Below are 17,652 nucleotides of genomic sequence, written 5' to 3'. Positions count from 1 at the left end.
AATAACGGCCACACTCGGCCCATTTCCTGCCATCGGTTCTGGTGACGGCGTCCTGGCGCATACAATGCAGATAGCTTCAATCGATCAGCGTCCGGAGTCATGATGCGAATCGCTCTCTTGGTGTTTCCCGGCGTCCAGATGCTCGACCTTGCCGGGCCAATGGACGTGTTTACCGAAGCGAACTGTCAGCTCGGCGATCCGAATGCCTACGCGCTGCTGACCGTCGCCCCTACCCTGGAAACCATCTCCGCGTCGAATGGCATGCGGTTTCTTCCCGATGCTTCGATCGCCGACACGCCCAGCGACATCGACACCCTGCTCGTAGCCGGAAGCCCGCGCATTTACGAGTATGAAGAGAATGGGGAGTTGATTGCGTGGCTCGTCGGACAGTCCCGCTACGTGCGCCGGCTAGGCTCCGTCTGTTCGGGCGCGTTCCTGCTCGCCCGTGCGGGCTTGCTCACGGGCAGGCGCGCGACCACGCACTGGAATTCCGCGGCACGGCTCGCAAAGAACTATCCGAACGTGCGTGTCGAACCTGACCATATCTTCGTCAAGGACGGTCCTGTGTACACGTCTGCGGGCGTAACGGCTGGAATGGATCTCGCACTCGCCCTGGTCGAAGAAGATCACGGCCGTGGCGTGGCATTGCGCGTTGCCCGTGAACTCGTGATGTTCGTCAAACGCCCTGGCGGTCAATCGCAATACAGTCTGCATCTGGCGGCGCAGGTCACCGAACGCAGCCCGTTGCGGGACATTCAGGAATCGATCCTCAACGATCTGTCGGCGGAACTTTCCGTCGAAGTGCTAGCCAGTCGGGCGGGAATGAGCGTCAGAAACTTTTCGCGGATGTTCAAGCGTGAGACGGGCACGACGCCCGGTGATTTCGTCGAAATTGCGCGCGTGCAGGCTGCCAGACGAATGCTCGAGGAAAGCGACACGCCCCTCAAGAAAGTGGCGTACGTGTGCGGGTTCAGTGACCAGAACAGCTTGCGCCGCGCGTTCATCCGGCGTCTCGGCGTGACGCCGATCGAATATCGCCAGCGCTTTCGCGGCGAGGGTCCGGCGCTGCTGGAAACCGTGCGGCAGGCTATTGCCGCCACTTGAGACACTGTACTCCGGCTACCGGCAGCACGAGACATCACACGGGAGACGGCACAAGCCGTCTCCCGATTGCTATTCGTAATGGCTAAGAGAATGCTCGACATGCGCGCGGACTTCATTCATGTTCAATGTCCTCGTCGTCGAGATGATAGAAGTCAACTGCGACTGGGAATGCGCGCCCACCTGCCGATAGACGAGAATGCCCTCGCGAAGGATCATCAGCGTCGGTACCGAGCGTATCCCGGCCGCGGCTGCGAGATCCCAGCGTTCCTCCGTGTTGACCTTCACGAAGTCGATGTCCGGAAACGCTGAGGCGGCAGCCTCGAACACGGGTGCAAAATGCCGGCATGGTCCGCACCAGGGCGCCCAGAAATCGACGACCACGATCCCGTCCGGCGCGATGATCGATTCAAGCGTATCCGGATGCAGTTCAAGCAATGCCATTCATAACTCCTCTCAATTTCAACCAATTTCAAACGACCGCTCGCTGCGTACGAGGCGCTAGCGGTCAGAGAAATTATGAGGGGTTCGAAATGAGTCTGACGGTCAGAACGGCACCAGTTCCGGCCACCGCGAGGCGCGCTGCCGATGCGTGGCCGTCAAGCACATCAACGTGGCCGCTATTGCGACCATGTCACGCTTTCCGTCGCGGTCTCGGGCGTCCAGAATGACCTTGGGCATCGCAATTCCGCGTTGCCCGCCATCGCGAGTCTGAGGCTACTCTGCTGCCGCGACCGAAACGTGATGGGTCACTTTGGCACCTGTTTGTGTGCGTCCCGATATGAAACTCTCACATGCGCTTTCCCTTATCTTCACGCTGGGCTGTCTCGTGCTCCTTCGTGCTCTGCATCGCCGGTTGCTCATTGCCGCAACCTATGGACAGCTTGCTCACCGGGCCCTCTGCGGGCTCCACATCCGGTCAGGGACCAGAAGTTGTCGACGGTATTGATGTTTGGTTGCATGGCGCACCCACCCGTCCGTATGACATCGTCAAGCAGACGACGGTCACCAACTGGCTGCCGCTACCCGGCATGCATGGCACGACGTCGCGCATCGTAGATGCGGTTCGGCAAGCGGGTGGCGATGCCGCTATCGTCTACAACACGCACACGTATCGGGAGTCGACCAATACGCATCGACACATCTACGTGTCGACCATCGAGCGCGCCGAGATTGCTATCGTCCGATATCGATAGCAAGAATGCGCCATCCGTTCGACTTGAAACGACCAGAACGACCTGTTTTCGAGCGCAATGTTTATCACTTTCGTCACCGCAACCCATGACTCACCCGACCGTAGAAACACCATCCATGGCAAGCACAGGCGGCACCTCCTGCACCAGGAAATCCAGCAGTGCCCGCACCGATGGCAACTGATTCTGCCCATACGGCACGAGTGCCGTCAGTTGCGCATCGCTGCATGTCCAGTCGGCTGCACGCGCATCACGCGGCCATCGGCGAGTTCTTCCTTGCAGATGTAACCGGGCAACGCGACGATGCCAAGGCCTGCGACGGCCGCATCCTTTAGCGTGAGCATGCAACTCGTCATCAGCACCGGCGACACGCGATGTTCTCCGGCGCTTCGGGCAGCTTCGCGCCATCGAAGAAATCGGGGCTGCTGACGAGCATCACGGCGTCGGTGCGAGCGGGCGCTGGATCAACGTCGAATCCTGCAAGGGCTAACTGTGAGCGCGAATCGCGTCGAACCCTTCTGACGACGGAACGAGACAGGCGCCGCATGATCGAGTGCGTGAAGTTGTTTTTCGGCGCAGGTGTGTTCGCGTGGCTTGCGATGGAATCCGTCATCCCGCATCGCATGTTCCACGCCGCGCCGCCCGTGGGTTGCGACCGCAGCGGGGCTGGCCAATACACACGGCGCGCCGGAATTGCTCGCGCAGGCCACCTGGGCATATGGCGTGTTCCAGTTGCTATGGTTGCTCCGGCTTCTGCCGTGGATCATGAAGCAGCCGTTCGCGCCGTCGTACTGGGCGTTCGCGTGGCGCTTGCGGCGATGATCGTCGGCACTGGTGTGCGCGCCTGGCAGGGCAAGCGGGAACGAGAACGTTCCACCCTAAGCCTTTATGAATGATCAGCGACGGGCCCGACGTGGTTGAGCACGTGCCTGCAGTCCCCGCTCCCTGGAAGGGCTGTCACTCGCGATAAAAAAAATGGCGCCGCAGGCATTCGGCCCGCGGCGCCATTGCGTGGCGCTACGACGAGAACAACACGCCGTAGCCCAACAGCACGCTTACATCTCGACGGTGTCGGCCACTTGCTTGAAGTCTTCGATCTGGTCGAAGTTCATATATTGATAGATCTTGTCGCCATGGGCGTTGAGCACGCCCATGTCGGCCATGTACTCCTCTTTGCTCGGGATCTTGCCCAGGCGCGAGCAGATCGCCGCCAGTTCCGCCGAGCCGAGATACACGTTCGTGTTCTTGCCCAGGCGGTTCGGGAAGTTACGGGTCGAGGTCGACATGACCGTCGCGCCTTCGCGCACTTGCGCCTGGTTGCCCATGCACAGCGAGCAGCCCGGCATTTCAGTACGCGCACCGGCTGTGCCGAAGACGCCGTAGTGGCCTTCCTCGGTCAGCTGCTTCTGGTCCATCTTGGTCGGCGGGGCCACCCACAGCTTGACGGGGATGTCGCGCTTGCCTTCCAGCAGCTTCGACGCGGCACGGAAGTGACCGATGTTGGTCATGCACGAGCCAATGAACACTTCGTCGATCTTGGCGCCGGCCACATCAGACAGCGTCTTCACGTCGTCCGGATCATTCGGGCAGGCCACGATCGGCTCGTGGATGTCGGCCAGATCGATGTCGATGACGGCTGCGTACTCGGCGTCGGCATCCGGCGACAGCAGTTGCGGATCGGCCAGCCACTGCTCCATCGCCTTGATGCGGCGCTGCAGGCTGCGCGGGTCCTGGTAGCCTTCGGCAATCATCCACTTCAGCAGCGTGACGTTGCTGTTGAGGTATTCGATGATCGGTTCCTTGTTCAGGTGGACCGAGCAACCGGCGGCCGAGCGCTCGGCGGAAGCATCCGACAATTCGAACGCTTGCTCGACCTTCAGATCGGGCAGACCTTCGATTTCGAGAATGCGGCCCGAGAAGATGTTCTTCTTGCCTTGCTTGGCAACCGTCAGCATGCCTTGCTTGATCGCGTACAGCGGAATGGCGTTGACGAGATCACGCAGGGTCACGCCCGGCTGCATCTTGCCCTTGAAGCGCACCAGCACCGATTCCGGCATGTCCAGCGGCATCGTCCCCGTAGCGGCCGCGAAGGCGACCAGGCCCGAACCGGCCGGGAAGCTGATGCCAATCGGGAAGCGGGTGTGCGAGTCGCCGCCCGTGCCCACGGTGTCGGGCAGCAGCATGCGGTTCAGCCACGAGTGGATCACGCCGTCGCCCGGGCGCAGCGCGATGCCGCCGCGGTTGCTGATGAAGTTCGGCAGGGTCTGATGGGTCTTCACGTCGACCGGCTTCGGATAAGCGGCCGTGTGGCAGAACGACTGCATGACGAGATCGGCCGAGAAGCCCAGACACGCCAGGTCCTTCAGTTCGTCGCGGGTCATCGGGCCGGTGGTGTCCTGCGAGCCGACCGAGGTCATGCGCGGTTCGCAGTACGTGCCCGGGCGGACGCCCTGGCCTTCCGGCAGGCCGCAAGCACGGCCGACCATCTTCTGCGCCAGCGAGAAGCCCTTGCCGCTGTCGGCCGGCTGCTGCGGCAGGCGGAACAGCGTGGACGGAGCCAGGCCCAGCGCTTCACGTGCCTTGGCGGTCAATCCGCGGCCGATGATCAGCGGAATGCGGCCGCCTGCGCGCACTTCATCGAACAGCACGTCGGACTTGACCTGAAACTCGGCGATCACTTCGCCGTTCTTCAGCGCCTTGCCTTCGTAGGGGCGCAGTTCGACCACGTCACCCATTTCCATCTTCGACACGTCGAGTTCGATCGGCAGCGCGCCGGCATCTTCCATCGTGTTGTAGAAGATCGGGGCGATCTTGCTGCCCAGGCACACGCCACCGAAACGCTTGTTCGGGATGAAGGGGATGTCTTCGCCCGTGAACCACAGCACCGAGTTCGTAGCCGACTTGCGCGAGGAGCCGGTGCCGACCACGTCGCCCACGTACGCGACCAGGTGGCCCTTTTCCTTCAGCGACTCGATGAACTTGATCGGACCACGCTTGCCGTCCTCTTCCGGCGTGATGCCGGGGCGGGCGTTCTTCAGCATTGCCAGCGCGTGCAGCGGGATGTCCGGGCGGGTGGTGGCATCCGGGGCCGGCGACAGGTCGTCGGTGTTGGTTTCGCCCGTCACCTTGAACACGGTGATGGTCAGGCTTTGCGGCACTTCCGGACGGCTGGTGAACCATTCGGCGTCGGCCCAGCTTTGCAGCACGGCGCGGGCGTTGGCGTTGCCCTTGTCGGCCAGTTCCTTGACGTCGTGGAACTGGTCGAACATCAGCAGGGTTTTCTTCAGCGCTTCGGCGGCCACGGTGCCGATTTCGGCGTCGGGCAGCAGCTCGATCAGCGGCTGGATGTTGTAGCCGCCCAGCATCGTGCCGAGCAGTTCGGTGGCGCGGGCGCGCGAGATCAGCGCGCAGGCGGTCTCGCCTTTGGCCACGGCGGCCAGGAAGCCCGCCTTCACGCGCGCGGCTTCGTCCACACCTGCGGGCACGCGGTTGGTGATCAGGTCGAGCAGGGTCTGCTCTTCGCCGGCGGGCGGATTCGTCAGCAGTTCCACCAGCTCGGCGGTCTGCTGAGCCGTCAGCGGCAGGGGAGGAATGCCGAGCGCGGCGCGCGCGGCTACATGAGCACGAAAGTTTTCAAGCATGGGAGACCTGCTGGTATTGCGTTTCAGGGGAGGACTTTTCAGGCACGTCGAAGCTGCTCCGGGCACCGCTTTGATCGCGATTTTAATTGCAATGCCCCACGAGGTCAAATGTCTTATGTCTTATATAAGAGTTGAGAAACAGAAACGTTCAAGATGAAGGGCATTCAACCGGCTGTTCCAGCCAGGAAGCGGACCTTCGGGTCCGCACGCGCTATCAGGATCGCCGCGAAACCTGGCTCGGGCATGACCCCGTGGACTCGCGAACCTGTAATTGCGCACGCACCTCATGTCCATGCTGAACGCGCTTGCCATCGAGTGCGTCGAGGAGGTGTTGCGCCGCAAGCCTTCCAATCTCGGCGGTGTCGACCCGCATGGTCGTGAGTGCGGGGCGCATCTCTTTCGCGATCGCGAGATCGTCGAAGCCCGTTACGGACAATTCGCCTGGAATGGCGATCCCCAGGTCCTCCGCCTCGCGCAGCACGCCCAACGCAATGTGGTCGTTGCCGCAGATGATCGCGGTCGGGTGCTCGCCCGCCGATTGCCAGAGCGAGCGCAAGCTGCGCCGCCCGAATCCGATCGTCGATTCGCCTTCGAACATGTGCTCCGGCCTGACGGCGAGGCCGTGTCGTTCGAGCGCCGAGCGAATGCCTGCGACGCGCGCCTGGACCCGGTCGTTGTCGCGAGTCGGCTGGATGCAGACCGCGAACGAGCGGTGGCCGAGGCCAATCAGATGTTCCGTTATTTCAACGTAGGCCGCGTGATTGTCGAAGCCGATGCAGTCGTGCGGGCTGCCCTCGCGATACGCATACGTGACGGCATAAGGCACCCGATAGAGCCGCAATGCATCGAACAGTTCGGCCGGATGCGCCTCGCCAACTATAGCCATCGCCTCGACGCCGCGCGCGAGCATCGCGCGCACCTGCACGATCGCCTGCGCGGGGTCGTAGTTCGAGCAGCCGAGCACGAGCGTGATGCCGCGCGCCGCGAATGCCGCCTGCATGCCGCTCACCTGCGAGGCGAACACCTGATCGTCGAGGGTCGGAATGATGATGCCGGCGATATGGCTGCGCGTCGACGCGAGCGCGCGTCCCGCCGCATTCGGAAACCAGTTGAGCGTGAGCGCGGCGTGCTCGACGCGCTCACGCACGTTGGCCGAGACTTTGTCCGGCTCGTTATAAACGCGCGACACGGTCGCCGTCGATACCCCCGCGAGCTTCGCGACATCCGAGAGCACCGTGCGCCCTGTATTGCGGCGGGCGCGGCTCGTTGGCGTGCGGGCCAGGGCCTTGTCGGCAGCGGGCGCGGGAGAGTCAGGGGAGCGAGGCATCGGATCAGGCAGTGACGGTTGGACGAGGGCGGACGCAGCAAGCGCCGTCATCATACCGTCGCGGCGTTTCGCCGGGCACGCGCACGCTCATGCTCATGCGGGCGCGCCGAGCGCGGCGATGCGCGAGCGGAAATCCTCGGTGCCGGCGACGATCTTGTCGAGCACCGCATCGAGCGCCCAGAAGCGTTCGCGAACGTCGTAGTCGATCACGCGGCAGCGAATCGAGTCAAACGTGCCGATGCGCTGATGGTAAATCTTCGCGAGCGCCGGATAGCCAAGCGCTTCCGAAACGGCGGCGAGCACGAGAAACGTCGACAGTTCCTGCGCGAGTGCCGGGTCCTGTGCTGCATCGTTGCGCAGCCACTTATAGAGGTCCGGGTGAAAGTTCGTGAACACACCGTTGAAGCCTGCCGAGCCGGCCTTCATCGCGTCCCACGCGATCGCCGCGTTGGCGTTCAGGACCTTCAGCGGTGAACCCTGCGCCATCGCGACGCGCCGCTTGACGGTCTGGAGATCGCAACTCACGTCCTTCAGCATGATGAAGCGGCCCGTGTCGATGCACATCTTCAGTTCATCGTCGGAGAGGAGCCGCCGATACGGCGCCGGGCACTCGTAAAGGCCAAGCGGAATGTCGGGCGGCAGGCGCTTGAGAAGCCGCTTGAGATTGGCCGTGAAGATCTCCGTTCCCTCGTGCTTCGGATCGAGCCGGTTCGTCACGAGCACGATGCCTTGCGCGCCCGTCGATGCGGCGACACCGAGTTCTTCCGCCTGCGCATCGGGGTCGTCGCTGATGTGACCGGAGACCACGACGGGAATGCGGCCCGCCACCTTCTCTACGACGAACCGGCCCAGTTCACCGCGCTCGGCGAGGCTCAGAAACTGCATCTCGCTCGACTGCGCGACGGCAAAGAGCGCGTCCGAGCCGTGCGCGATGTACCACTCGATCAGACGTTCGAGGCCGGCGTAGTCGATCATGCCGGAAGCGTCGAACGGTGTCAGCATCACGGGAACGATGCCTTCGATTGAAGTGGAGGAATGCGTGGCGCTCGTCATGGTTTTCTCTCTGAATGGATTGAATGGAGCCCGGCGTGCGATCTCGTCACGCCTGCGCTCGAATGGCTTCGACGTGTGCGGGCTTATCCTCGATCGGCTTGCGTACGAACAGCACATAGCTCATCGCGCCGACGAACGCGATGCCTGCCGCTGTCAGCAGCGCGGGCACAAAGGACCAGTTCTGCGCGATGTAGCCCGTCAGGATCGGGGCAAGGGCGCCGCCCAGGAAGCCGCCGAAATTCTGGATCGCGCCGAGCGAGCCGACGCGGTTGGGTGGCGCGGCGGCCGTCGCCAGCGCCCAGGAACTGGCTGAAGCGGCGTTTGCCAGGAAGATCACCACCGAGATGCATGCGATCGCAATCGTATTGCTCTCGACCAGCGCCGCCGGAATCGTGAACGCGACCATGCCGAGCATCGCGATCACCACCGCGTTGCGGCGGCTCCCCACGGGATTCGTGCTGCGGCTCGTCATGAGATCCGAGAACCACCCGGCCGTGAGCGAGCCAAGAAAGCCGCAGAAGAATGGGATCGATGCCGCGACGCCCGTGTGCATCAGGCTCATGTGGCGTTCCATCGTCAGGTAGCCCGGCAGCCACGTCAGGTACACCCAGTTGAGGTAGACCGAGCCGAAAAAGCCGATCAGCATGCCCCAGGTGGTGCCATGCGAAAACAGCGAACGCCATTCAGCGAAGGTGAGCGACGGCGCAGGCTTGCGATCCGCCTCGTCACCTTCGAGATAACGGCGCTCTTCTTCGGTCATCGTGGCCTTCACGGGATCGCGATACACCGCAAGCCATACGACCGCCACAAACAGGCCGACGATGCCCGTCACGATGAACGCCCAGCGCCAGTGGAAATTCACGACGAGGATTGACAGGCAGAGCGGCGCGAGCGCTGTGCCGAGCGGGGAAGCCGAGTTGAAGATGCCCGTCGGCTTGCCGCGGGCGCGCAGTGGAAACCAGTTGCTGACGACGCGCGCCGCCGACGGAAACTGCGGCGCCTCGCCGATGCCGAGCACGATCCGCGCAAGGATGAACCAGCCGAAGGTCGAGACGAAGCCGCCGGCGGCCTGCGCGAGCGACCAGACGATCAGGCCGATGCCGAGCAGCTTGCGCGGCCCAATGCGATCGACGAGACCGCCCACCGGCAACTGAAATAGCGCATAGCTCCAGGAGAACGCGGAGAGCAGCAGCCCCATCTGACCCAGCGACAAGCCGAGGTCATGTCGGATCAGCGGGTTGGCGACGGCGAGCGTGCCACGGTCCAGATAGTTGACGATGCCGCTGACCATCAACAGCGTCAGCGCCACGATCTGGGCCCGGCGAATTTTCGGTGGGGCCTGCTCGTGGTCAGGGGTTGCGCTCATGATCGTTGTCTCCGCTTCATGTGTCCGATTGAGTTGCGTCGGGCCGCGCCGATACGCTGTCGGGCAGCCTGGAATTGCGCGTCCACTTCGGCGCGCATTGGGATAGAGGTCTGCGCGCCACGGCGCATTGCGCTGAGCGCTCGATCCGTTTCCTCATTTTATGTTAGCGCTTACATTTTGACGCGCTGTCGTGAGTCTCAGCCCGTCCATTCGCTAATAGCGCGCTGAAAATATCGTGTTAGCGCTTACATTTTGGGTCGTACCGGAAGGGATTGCAAGCGCCGGAGGGGTTTTAGCGGGTTAACACCGACCACATTGACGAAGCTGCTAGTGCTTGAAGTCGGCAACCGGCCGGAAGAGATAGGGCCGTTTGCTCCACCGGATGTGCCATCTACGGGACGCGGAGTGCCAAGACCAATGTGGGTCGCCAGTGTGAGTTCGCTGATGCGGCAAGCCGTTGTCCGCTTGCGCGATGCCGTCGGCAATCCGCCACATTGCTGACGTCGAACCTGGCCCAGCCCAATCAATGTCGGCTAAGGCCGAGATGCTCGCCTTGGGTATCGGGCGTGTTTCGGATGTGGACCAGCCGTTCTAGACAGTTCTGTGCGATGGGCGAGCGGCAATGATTGGCCGCAATCAGCGCCTCCCGCCCCGCACACGACGAGCCGACCTCAATGCCCGGCCGTCGAATCACCCCATCCTACGCATAGCGCAACCTAACCCCCTCGCGCCGTTCAACCGCATCCCGCTCGCCCTCGTCAGCAAACCCCTTCACAAGCTCCTCAACACGCGCCGCCGCCGACACCACACGGTCGATCTTCCCGACACCCTGCCCCGCATACAACGACAGCTTCTGCGCCATTCTCGGCTTGTCGATCACGCGCGCGCCGCCGCCGATATGCCGCAACAAATTCCACTTGTCGCGATTCGGAATGACCCGGTGCGGCGTGCCGTATTTCCAGCCGAACGAATAGCCGGTACGGTATTCGGTGTCATCGACCGTCGCATCCACGATCTTCTGCTTGTAAAGCGGATGCGCATTCGACTCGTCACACGCAACGAACGCCGTGCCGCAGAGCACGCCGCCCGCGCCCATGTTCATCACCGTGCGGACGTCGTCGCGATTCGTGATCCCGCCTGCCGCGAGCACAGGTCGCCCGCCCGCCGCAGAGATAAGCGACGGCAGTAGCGAAAGCAGTCCAATCGTGCCGCGGTTCAGATGCCCGCCACTCTCGCTGCCTTGCGCAGTGATGATATCGGCGCCCTGCGCGATAGCCTTGCGCGCGAGTTCGACGGAACCGACCTGGACCATGACCACCATTCCCGCGTCTTTTGCGCGGGAGATCATGTGCGGATAGTTCTCCGCATAGAACAGCGACAGCATCCTGGGCTTTTCCTGCAACACGACCTGAAACTGCGCCTCGAATACATCCGGGCCACCAAACGAAGGAACGAGATTGACGCCGAACGGCTTGTCAGTCAGTTCTTTCGTTTCCCGGATCCAGCGCCGCAACGCGAGCGGCGGCAAACGCAAACCGCCCACCGTTCCCATCCCGCCCGCATTGGCGACGGCCGCAACGAGCTTTGGACCGGAGATCGCGGCCATCCCGGCGAGGAAGATCGGATATCTGACGCCGCAAAGCTTCGTGACGGCGTTTCCACCAAACTCAAAACCTGTTGTGCTCATGATTCAAAGCTCCACGCGTTTGCCAAGCATGCGTTTCAACGCATCGTTCTTCAACACGAAATGATTCTTGCAGGCACCGAAGATATGCAGCGCCAGGCCAAGCACAAACGGCGTTGCGCCGATCTTGAAAAGAACATCGAAGACCTGCGCGGCCTGCGCGTTTGGATGCATCGGCGACGGAATGATCCATCCGCCGGGCACTTCGACAAGCTGGCCAGCCGCCGATTTCGCCAGCCACGCGGCGACAGGCAGCAGCACCATCGCCAGCGCCAGCGCAGTCGCAACCGACCGGCTCACGATCACCTCGACAGGATTCGGCGTGCCGAGCGGCAGCGGATGCCACGACGTCACGCGCGCCCAGAACCGATAGGCCGAGATCGGAAACAGGATCGTGCCGAGCAGATTCAGAACCTTCGCTAGCTCGACATTGGGCGACGCAACAAGCGCAATCTCGATTCCGATGATCGCGAGCACCAGCGCCGCTACGATCCAGTGCAGCGCGATCGTGACGGGCGAAAAACCCAGACCGGTATCGCGCCACTGGAAGCGGTCCTGCGTGTGCGTGCCGTGCGCTTGAATATCGTGCGTGGATGACATAGGCGAGTTCGACATTTTTATTCCCTATCGATTGCAGCAGTTCTCTAATGACTGGCGGCGCGCGACGAACCGATGCCCGTCTGTGCGCGAACGAATTGATCGTCGAATTGCTCGCGTTCGTTCGCCGCTCGCGCGCCCTGATCGGTGACCGATCCGATCCATGTGAAGAAGAAGGCGATCGTCATCGAAATGATTGCGGGGTAGTCGTACGGGAAGATCGGCGTCGCGTGTCCGAGTACCTTGACCCACACGGCGGGCGACAGCACGACCAGACCCACTGCACTCACGAGCCCCGCAATGCCGCCCATCAGCGCGCCGCGCGTCGTCAAGCCTTTCCAGTAGATCGCGAGCGTGAGGATCGGAAAATTGACCGACGCGGCCACGCTGAATGTCAGCGCCACGAGGAACGCGACGTTCTGATCCTTGAACACGATGCCGAGCAGGATTGCCACGCACGCGATCGCAATCGATGCGATTCTCGATACACGCTTTTCCTTCGCTTGATCGGCGCGATTGCGCTTGATCACCATCGCGTACAGATCGTGCGAGATAGCCGATGTGCCTGCCATCGTGAGTCCCGCCACGACAGCGAGGATCGTTGCAAAGGCGACGGCGGACAGGAAGCCCAGCACGAGGTCTCCGCCCATTGCCTTCGCCAGATGCATGACGGGCATGTTGCCGCCGCCGATCAGCTTGCCCCCGATCACGCCGCCCTCGTAGAACGACGGATTGCGGCCCACGATCACAATCGCGGCTGTGCCGAGCACCATGACGATCAGGAAGAAGTACCCGATAAAGCCCGTCGCGACGAACACGGACTTGCGCGCCGCCTTTGCATCCGGCACCGTGAAGAAGCGCATCAGGATATGCGGCAGCCCCGACGTGCCGAACACCAGTCCCACCGACAGCGACAGCATCGCAAACGGATCGGCGACGAGCTTGCTCGGCAGCATGATGCCGGCGCCGCTCTTATGTGTGGCGATCGCTTGAGCGAACATGTCGTCGATCGAAAAACCGAACTTGCTCAACGCGAGAACCGCAAGCAGCGTTGCGCCGAACAGCATGAGTACGGCCTTGATGATCTGCACCCACGTTGTCGCAACCATACCGCCGAAGGTCACATACACCGCCATCAGCGCGCCGACCACGACGACGGCATAGTTGTATTGAAGCCCGAACAGCAACTGGATCAGTTGACCCGCGCCCACCATCTGCACGACGAGATAGAAGCACACCACCGTCAGCGAGCCGAATGCCATCAGCGTGCGTATTCTCTGCTGGTCGAGTCTGAACGATGCGATGTCGGCGATCGTGACCTGCCCCAGATTTCTGATGCGCTCCGCAAACAGGAACATCAGCAACGGCCACGCGACGAAGAAGCTCACCGCGTAGAGCATGCCGTCGTAGCCGTTGAAGAAGATCATGCTCGTCACACCGAGCAGTGCGGCCGCCGACATATAGTCGCCCGCCAGCGCGAGGCCGTTCTGAAAACCGGAAATGCCGCCGCCCGCGTTGTAGAAGTCCTTCATCGACTTCGTCTTCGACGCGGCCCAAAACGTGATGCCGAGCGTCGCAACGACGAACGCGAGGAACATGACGATGGCCGTCGTGTTGAGCGGCTGCTTCTGTACTTTTTCGAGCACTTCCGCTGCTGCCATTGCGTCACAGGCGATGAAAGCGGCCAGCACGCCGCCGATGAGTTTGACGCATCGTTTCATTGCGCGTCTCCCGCCAGGACCTGAGCGGTCAACTCGTCGAACTCGCCGTTTGCGCGGCGAATATAGATGCCCGTCAGTATCCACGTGCCGACGATCAGCGCGACGCCCAACGGCCAGCTGATCGTCATGACACTGCCGGGAAACAGCTTCAACGCGAGCACTTTCGGCGCGAAGCCTGCTATCAGCACGAAAGCGTAGTAAGGCAGCAAGGTACCGAGCGTGAGCAATATGACGAGCCTGCGCCTACGCGCGACGAGTCGTACGAACGCCGGCGACAACCGGACGTTGTGAAGTGCAGTCGTTTGGACCACGATGTCTCCTGTATTTCGTTTCGAAGTAGGCGCATTCGAGGGCTACCCGACACGCTCTTCTGTTTTCCTCAACGATAGGAGTGGCGATCGATCAAGTAAAATGATGATTGATGATGCGTACCATCATCGTGAGTGAAACGAAGTTTTTCACGCGCTTGCCTGCTGTCCATCTCTATTGACGCCGTGTATCAAGTGTTGTTAGCGGCGCTGTGTTTTTCCCGTCGACGCATGTCCGTAAGCTGACGTCACTGGAGGAAAACATCATGGACATGCCAATCGCTTTTCCCGAAACGCAAGTCGAGCGCACTCCGTTCCCTTTGCAGGGTCATCGCGGTTACGACCGCGTCTTCCGGCGCGACGCGCTCACCGTCGGGCTGATCCTGCCGCTCGAAACGCACGCCGCGTCGCCTCATCCGTCAATGGCCGACCATCTGCAGATGGCGCAACGTGCCGAACAAGCCGGCGTGGCCGCGTTGTGGGCGCGCGATATCCCGTTCTACGATCCGCAATACGGCGATTCCGGGCAGATCTTCGAGCCGCTGATCTACATCGGGCACCTCGCCACCGCGACCGAGCGCATCACGCTCGGCACGACAGGCATCGTGCTGCCGATGCGCGAGCCGCTCATGCTCGCCAAGCAGGTCAATTCGCTCGACAGGCTGACGGGCGGACGCATCGTGATAGGGATGTCGTCGGGTGATCGGCCTTCCGAATATCCCGTGTTTGGCATCGACTTTGAAAGTCGCGGTGAGCGTTTCCGCGATGCGTATGGGGTTTATCGCAGCGTGAGCGAGCAGAACTTTCCGCGCTTCAAATCGGAGCGTTTTGGACGCGGAGATGGCTCGCTGACCATGCTGCCGAAGCCTGTGTTCGGGAGAGTGCCGACTATCGCGGTCGGACGCTCGCAGCAGACGCTCGGCTGGATCGCGGGCAATATGGATGGATACCTTGGGTTCGTGCCAGAACCTGCGCGGTTGCAATCGTTCGCCGATGAGTGGAGAGAAACGAATCGTCAGACGAACCCCGATGGCGATGCGAAACCGCTCGCGTTTGGTGGGTTTTTGTACCTGCATCCGCGGCGGGATTATCCGTTCAAGCGGATCGGTGGCGGTTTTGCGATTGGAAGTCGCGCGCTGCGGGATTACCTCGATCTGGCGCGGGAGCATGGGGTGTCGCACGTCGCGTTGAACCCTCGTGTGACGCCGCGGGATTATCGGCAGATACTTGATGAATTGCATGAGGACGTGCTTCCGGGGTTTGCGCCTAACGAGTAGTGCGGGTTTCTGGCCCTGGTTCGATGGGCTGATCGTTCGCGTATGACGCCGTGTCCGGCTTGCCCGGCGCGGCTTTTTAGGCATGGGCGTCGCCGTTTTTGACTGCGTTGGCACGGTCGATCAGCGTGAATGATCAAGCTCGCAACAGTCAGTTTCATTTGGTGTGCAGTACCACAGGCAGTGTGTCGGTTTTTTTGTGCCTGCTTCGCTGGCGTCCGCGAGGCGGGATTTGCTGCGCATGCGGTTTGGTTGTTTGCCTTTTCGCTGGCATCCGCGTTATGCCTTCGTGCTTCATGCGTCGCCCCTGTGCGGGGCGGCACCTACTTTTCTTTGCCGCCGCAAAGAAAAGTAGGCAAAAGAAAGCGGCTCACACCGCCGTTCTAGTTTTTGCCTGAGGGCCCCCAACGGTCCCACGCTTCACACGGCAGTGCCCTGGTTGGTGCTCGTTGCCAACGCTTCGAACGAACGCCTCACCCGCTTCGAATACCCGTACTCGGGCAAGCAGCAGCGAATGGTATGTGCCGCCCAGGTGGCAAACTGTGTGTAGGTTGCCGCGTCGTATAGGGTGGCGCTCTTACAGGGTGGAATGCATGCGCTATCGGTCCGGAGTGAGGCGTGCGAGGCACTACGACCTACACACAGTTTGCCACCTGGGCGGCGGTGGAATATCTGAGACGGCGTGCGGCAACTCGGGTGCGTGAAGCGGGTGAGGCGCACCGCAAGAGCGTTGGCAACGAACATGGGTCACGTGATTGCCGTGTGAAGCGTAAGACCCTTTGGGGGCCCTCAGGCAAGAACTAGAACTGGCGGTGTGAGCCGCTTTCTTTTGCCTACTTTTCTTTGCGGCGGCAAAGAAAAGTAGGTGCCGCCCCGCACAGGGGCGACGCTTGAAGCACGAAGGCATAACGCGGATGCCAGCGAAAAGACCAAAACACCAAACGGCAAACGCCTGAAGCACGAAGGCAACACGCGCATGCCAGCGCAAACGCATACCAACCACCCCGCGTCGCAGACAAAAAACCCCCACTTATTCCTCCCAATCACAACAGTTTGTCCAACCCGGGTGTTCGCAACAACGCCGAGGAAGCCTAGATTTACGACCTAACGGCACTGTCAATTCCGACACAAAGCCGAACAACTCTTCGAGGTCCATCATGAGCAATTCGCAAAAAGTCGCAATCGTCACAGGTGCATCGCAAGGCATTGGCGCCGAGATCGTCAAGGGCTTCCGTGAGCACGGTTATCGCGTCGTCGCTGTCGCGCGCTCGATCAAGCCGTCGGACGATGCAAACGTCGTGGCGATCGCCGGCGACATCGGTGACCGCGCAGTCGCGCAACGCGCCGTTTCGGAAGCGATTGCACGCTTCGGCCGCATCGACACGCTGATCAACAACGCAGGCATCTTCATCGCCAAGCCGTTCACGCAATACACGGCCGAAGACTACGCCGCCGTGCTGAATGTGAATGTGAACGGCTTCTTCCACATCACGCAGCTCGCCATCGCCGAGATGGAAAAGAACAAGAGCGGCCACGTCCTGCAGATCTCGACGAGCCTCGTCGATCACGCAATCTCGGGCGTGCCGTCGGTTCTCGCGTCGCTGACCAAGGGCGGCCTGAACGCCGCAACGAAGTCGCTCGCGATCGAATACGCAAAGTCGGGCATCCGCGCGAACGCTGTGTCGCCCGGCATCATCAAGTCGCCGATGCACGCGCCGGAAACCCACGAAGCACTGGGTTCGCTGCATCCCGTCGGCCACATGGGCGAGATGAGCGACATCGTCAATGCAGTGCTGTATCTCGATTCCGCGTCGTTCGTCACGGGCGAGATCCTGCACGTCGACGGCGGCCAGAGCGCAGGCCACTAAGCACGCCACGAAGCACGGTGAGGCGCCGGCAACGGCGCCTGTCCCACACGACATTACGGAGATTCTGATGCCTATCGTGACTATTCAGGTTACGCGCGAGGGAAATACGCCCGGCACGAGCGCAGTAACGCCGGAAGAGAAGGCGCAACTCATCAAGGGAACGAGCGAGTTGCTGCTGAAGGTGCTGAACAAGCCGCTGGAAGCAACCTTCGTCGTTATTCAGGAGGTCGAGAAGGAAAACTGGGGATGGGGTGGGTTGCCGGTTGACGAGTATCGTCGGCTGAAAGCCGAGAAGAAGGACTGAGTGTGGGGATCCGCTTGGGCGCCTTGGCGGCGCGGGCGGTTTGGTTTTTTTGGCTTTGCGGGGCGGGCGTTGCCAGTCGGGTTTTTGTTTTTTTGCTGGCACCGGCGTTATGCCTTCGTGCTTCAGGTGTTGCCGGTCGGTGTGTTTGCCTTTGCGCTGGCATCCGCGTTATGCCTTCGTGCTTCAAGCGTCGCCCCTGTGCGGGGCGGCACCTA

16 protein-coding genes are annotated in these 17,652 nt (G+C 61.7%); 6 read left to right on the top strand and 10 right to left on the bottom strand.

Going from position 1 to position 17,652, the window contains the following annotated elements:
• Positions 1-102 precede the first annotated feature (102 nt).
• Complete coding sequence (locus SB822_RS18470) at positions 103-1,104, top strand: GlxA family transcriptional regulator (RefSeq protein ID WP_114224100.1); 1,002 nt, start codon at positions 103-105, stop codon at positions 1,102-1,104.
• A 69-nt stretch (positions 1,105-1,173) separates the two neighbouring features.
• Here the strand turns inward: SB822_RS18470 and trxA are convergent, their stop codons facing one another.
• Entirely contained in the window at positions 1,174-1,545 is a 372-nt protein-coding gene (trxA, locus tag SB822_RS18465) for a thioredoxin (protein ID WP_114223866.1), read from the bottom strand.
• Between the two features lie 512 nt (positions 1,546-2,057).
• Between trxA and SB822_RS18460 the strand changes: the two genes are divergently transcribed.
• Positions 2,058-2,297 (top strand): hypothetical protein, encoded by a 240-nt coding sequence (locus tag SB822_RS18460; protein ID WP_079482472.1) that lies wholly within the window; start codon positions 2,058-2,060, stop codon positions 2,295-2,297.
• A 206-nt stretch (positions 2,298-2,503) separates the two neighbouring features.
• Here the strand turns inward: SB822_RS18460 and SB822_RS18455 are convergent, their stop codons facing one another.
• A complete protein-coding gene (locus SB822_RS18455) occupies positions 2,504-2,665 on the bottom strand; it encodes a hypothetical protein (protein ID WP_236674315.1) in 162 nt (53 codons plus the stop codon).
• Positions 2,666-2,839: 174 nt separating this feature from the next.
• On the opposite strand from SB822_RS18455, the gene SB822_RS18450 reads away from it, so the two are divergent.
• The gene (locus tag SB822_RS18450) at positions 2,840-3,190 is read left to right on the top strand and encodes a hypothetical protein (RefSeq protein WP_410855343.1); all 351 of its coding nucleotides are present in this window, start codon (positions 2,840-2,842) and stop codon (positions 3,188-3,190) included.
• A gap of 159 nt (positions 3,191-3,349) precedes the next feature.
• Here SB822_RS18450 and acnB read toward each other — a convergent pair whose 3' ends face one another.
• The 8 genes from acnB to SB822_RS18410 form a co-directional block, all read right to left on the bottom strand.
• On the bottom strand, positions 3,350-5,935 hold the full coding sequence (gene acnB, locus SB822_RS18445; protein ID WP_410855342.1) for a bifunctional aconitate hydratase 2/2-methylisocitrate dehydratase: 2,586 nt from the start codon (positions 5,933-5,935) through the stop codon (positions 3,350-3,352).
• A gap of 214 nt (positions 5,936-6,149) precedes the next feature.
• The gene (locus SB822_RS18440) at positions 6,150-7,262 is read right to left on the bottom strand and encodes a LacI family DNA-binding transcriptional regulator (RefSeq protein ID WP_410855341.1); all 1,113 of its coding nucleotides are present in this window, start codon (positions 7,260-7,262) and stop codon (positions 6,150-6,152) included.
• A 93-nt stretch (positions 7,263-7,355) separates the two neighbouring features.
• Entirely contained in the window at positions 7,356-8,315 is a 960-nt protein-coding gene (locus SB822_RS18435) for a dihydrodipicolinate synthase family protein (RefSeq protein ID WP_410855340.1), read from the bottom strand.
• A 46-nt stretch (positions 8,316-8,361) separates the two neighbouring features.
• Positions 8,362-9,681 carry an MFS transporter gene (locus SB822_RS18430; RefSeq protein ID WP_410855339.1) on the bottom strand — a complete coding sequence of 440 codons (1,320 nt, stop codon included), beginning with the start codon at positions 9,679-9,681 and terminating at the stop codon, positions 8,362-8,364.
• A 700-nt stretch (positions 9,682-10,381) separates the two neighbouring features.
• Positions 10,382-11,368, bottom strand: coding sequence for an NAD(P)H-dependent flavin oxidoreductase (locus SB822_RS18425; RefSeq protein WP_410855338.1), 987 nt, complete (start codon positions 11,366-11,368; stop codon positions 10,382-10,384).
• 3 nt (positions 11,369-11,371) lie between these two features.
• Positions 11,372-11,980 carry a cytochrome b gene (locus SB822_RS18420; protein ID WP_410855337.1) on the bottom strand — a complete coding sequence of 203 codons (609 nt, stop codon included), beginning with the start codon at positions 11,978-11,980 and terminating at the stop codon, positions 11,372-11,374.
• A gap of 29 nt (positions 11,981-12,009) precedes the next feature.
• Positions 12,010-13,683: a cation acetate symporter gene (locus tag SB822_RS18415; RefSeq protein ID WP_086919228.1), complete on the bottom strand. Its 1,674-nt coding sequence runs from the start codon at positions 13,681-13,683 to the stop codon at positions 12,010-12,012.
• On the bottom strand, positions 13,680-13,994 hold the full coding sequence (locus SB822_RS18410) for a DUF485 domain-containing protein (RefSeq protein WP_007584137.1): 315 nt from the start codon (positions 13,992-13,994) through the stop codon (positions 13,680-13,682). The genes SB822_RS18415 and SB822_RS18410 overlap by 4 nt, the downstream gene beginning before the upstream one ends.
• 263 nt (positions 13,995-14,257) lie before the next feature.
• On the opposite strand from SB822_RS18410, the gene SB822_RS18405 reads away from it, so the two are divergent.
• The 3 genes from SB822_RS18405 to SB822_RS18395 all read left to right on the top strand — a co-directional run bounded on the left by SB822_RS18405 (position 14,258) and on the right by SB822_RS18395 (position 17,437).
• The gene (locus tag SB822_RS18405) at positions 14,258-15,268 is read left to right on the top strand and encodes a TIGR03571 family LLM class oxidoreductase (protein WP_410855336.1); all 1,011 of its coding nucleotides are present in this window, start codon (positions 14,258-14,260) and stop codon (positions 15,266-15,268) included.
• A gap of 1,154 nt (positions 15,269-16,422) precedes the next feature.
• Positions 16,423-17,133: an SDR family NAD(P)-dependent oxidoreductase gene (locus SB822_RS18400; RefSeq protein ID WP_079487256.1), complete on the top strand. Its 711-nt coding sequence runs from the start codon at positions 16,423-16,425 to the stop codon at positions 17,131-17,133.
• A gap of 67 nt (positions 17,134-17,200) precedes the next feature.
• Entirely contained in the window at positions 17,201-17,437 is a 237-nt protein-coding gene (locus SB822_RS18395) for a tautomerase family protein (protein WP_007580254.1), read from the top strand.
• Positions 17,438-17,652 lie beyond the last annotated feature (215 nt).

It is taken from the genome of Paraburkholderia sp. SIMBA_054, from assembly GCF_046534875.1.
Classification (GTDB): Bacteria; Pseudomonadota; Gammaproteobacteria; order Burkholderiales; family Burkholderiaceae; genus Paraburkholderia; species Paraburkholderia hospita.
The sequence above is the reverse complement of the archived record's forward strand: the minus strand, read 5'-3'. Positions and strand labels throughout refer to the sequence as shown.

Bases quoted from the DNA above. Each gene is read 5' to 3' on its own strand.
- SB822_RS18425 (WP_410855338.1), bottom strand. From the start codon at position 11,368: ATGAGCACAACAGGTTTTGAGTTTGGTGGAAACGCCGTCACGAAGCTT.
- SB822_RS18450 (WP_410855343.1), top strand. From the start codon at position 2,840: ATGATCGAGTGCGTGAAGTTGTTTTTCGGCGCAGGTGTGTTCGCGTGG.
- SB822_RS18430 (WP_410855339.1), bottom strand. From the start codon at position 9,681: ATGAGCGCAACCCCTGACCACGAGCAGGCCCCACCGAAAATTCGCCGG.
- SB822_RS18405 (WP_410855336.1), top strand. From the start codon at position 14,258: ATGGACATGCCAATCGCTTTTCCCGAAACGCAAGTCGAGCGCACTCCG.
- SB822_RS18395 (WP_007580254.1), top strand. From the start codon at position 17,201: ATGCCTATCGTGACTATTCAGGTTACGCGCGAGGGAAATACGCCCGGC.
- SB822_RS18435 (WP_410855340.1), bottom strand. From the start codon at position 8,315: ATGACGAGCGCCACGCATTCCTCCACTTCAATCGAAGGCATCGTTCCC.
- SB822_RS18415 (WP_086919228.1), bottom strand. From the start codon at position 13,683: ATGAAACGATGCGTCAAACTCATCGGCGGCGTGCTGGCCGCTTTCATC.
- SB822_RS18440 (WP_410855341.1), bottom strand. From the start codon at position 7,262: ATGCCTCGCTCCCCTGACTCTCCCGCGCCCGCTGCCGACAAGGCCCTG.
- acnB (WP_410855342.1), bottom strand. From the start codon at position 5,935: ATGCTTGAAAACTTTCGTGCTCATGTAGCCGCGCGCGCCGCGCTCGGC.
- SB822_RS18420 (WP_410855337.1), bottom strand. From the start codon at position 11,980: ATGTCGAACTCGCCTATGTCATCCACGCACGATATTCAAGCGCACGGC.
- SB822_RS18470 (WP_114224100.1), top strand. From the start codon at position 103: ATGCGAATCGCTCTCTTGGTGTTTCCCGGCGTCCAGATGCTCGACCTT.
- SB822_RS18400 (WP_079487256.1), top strand. From the start codon at position 16,423: ATGAGCAATTCGCAAAAAGTCGCAATCGTCACAGGTGCATCGCAAGGC.
- trxA (WP_114223866.1), bottom strand. From the start codon at position 1,545: ATGGCATTGCTTGAACTGCATCCGGATACGCTTGAATCGATCATCGCG.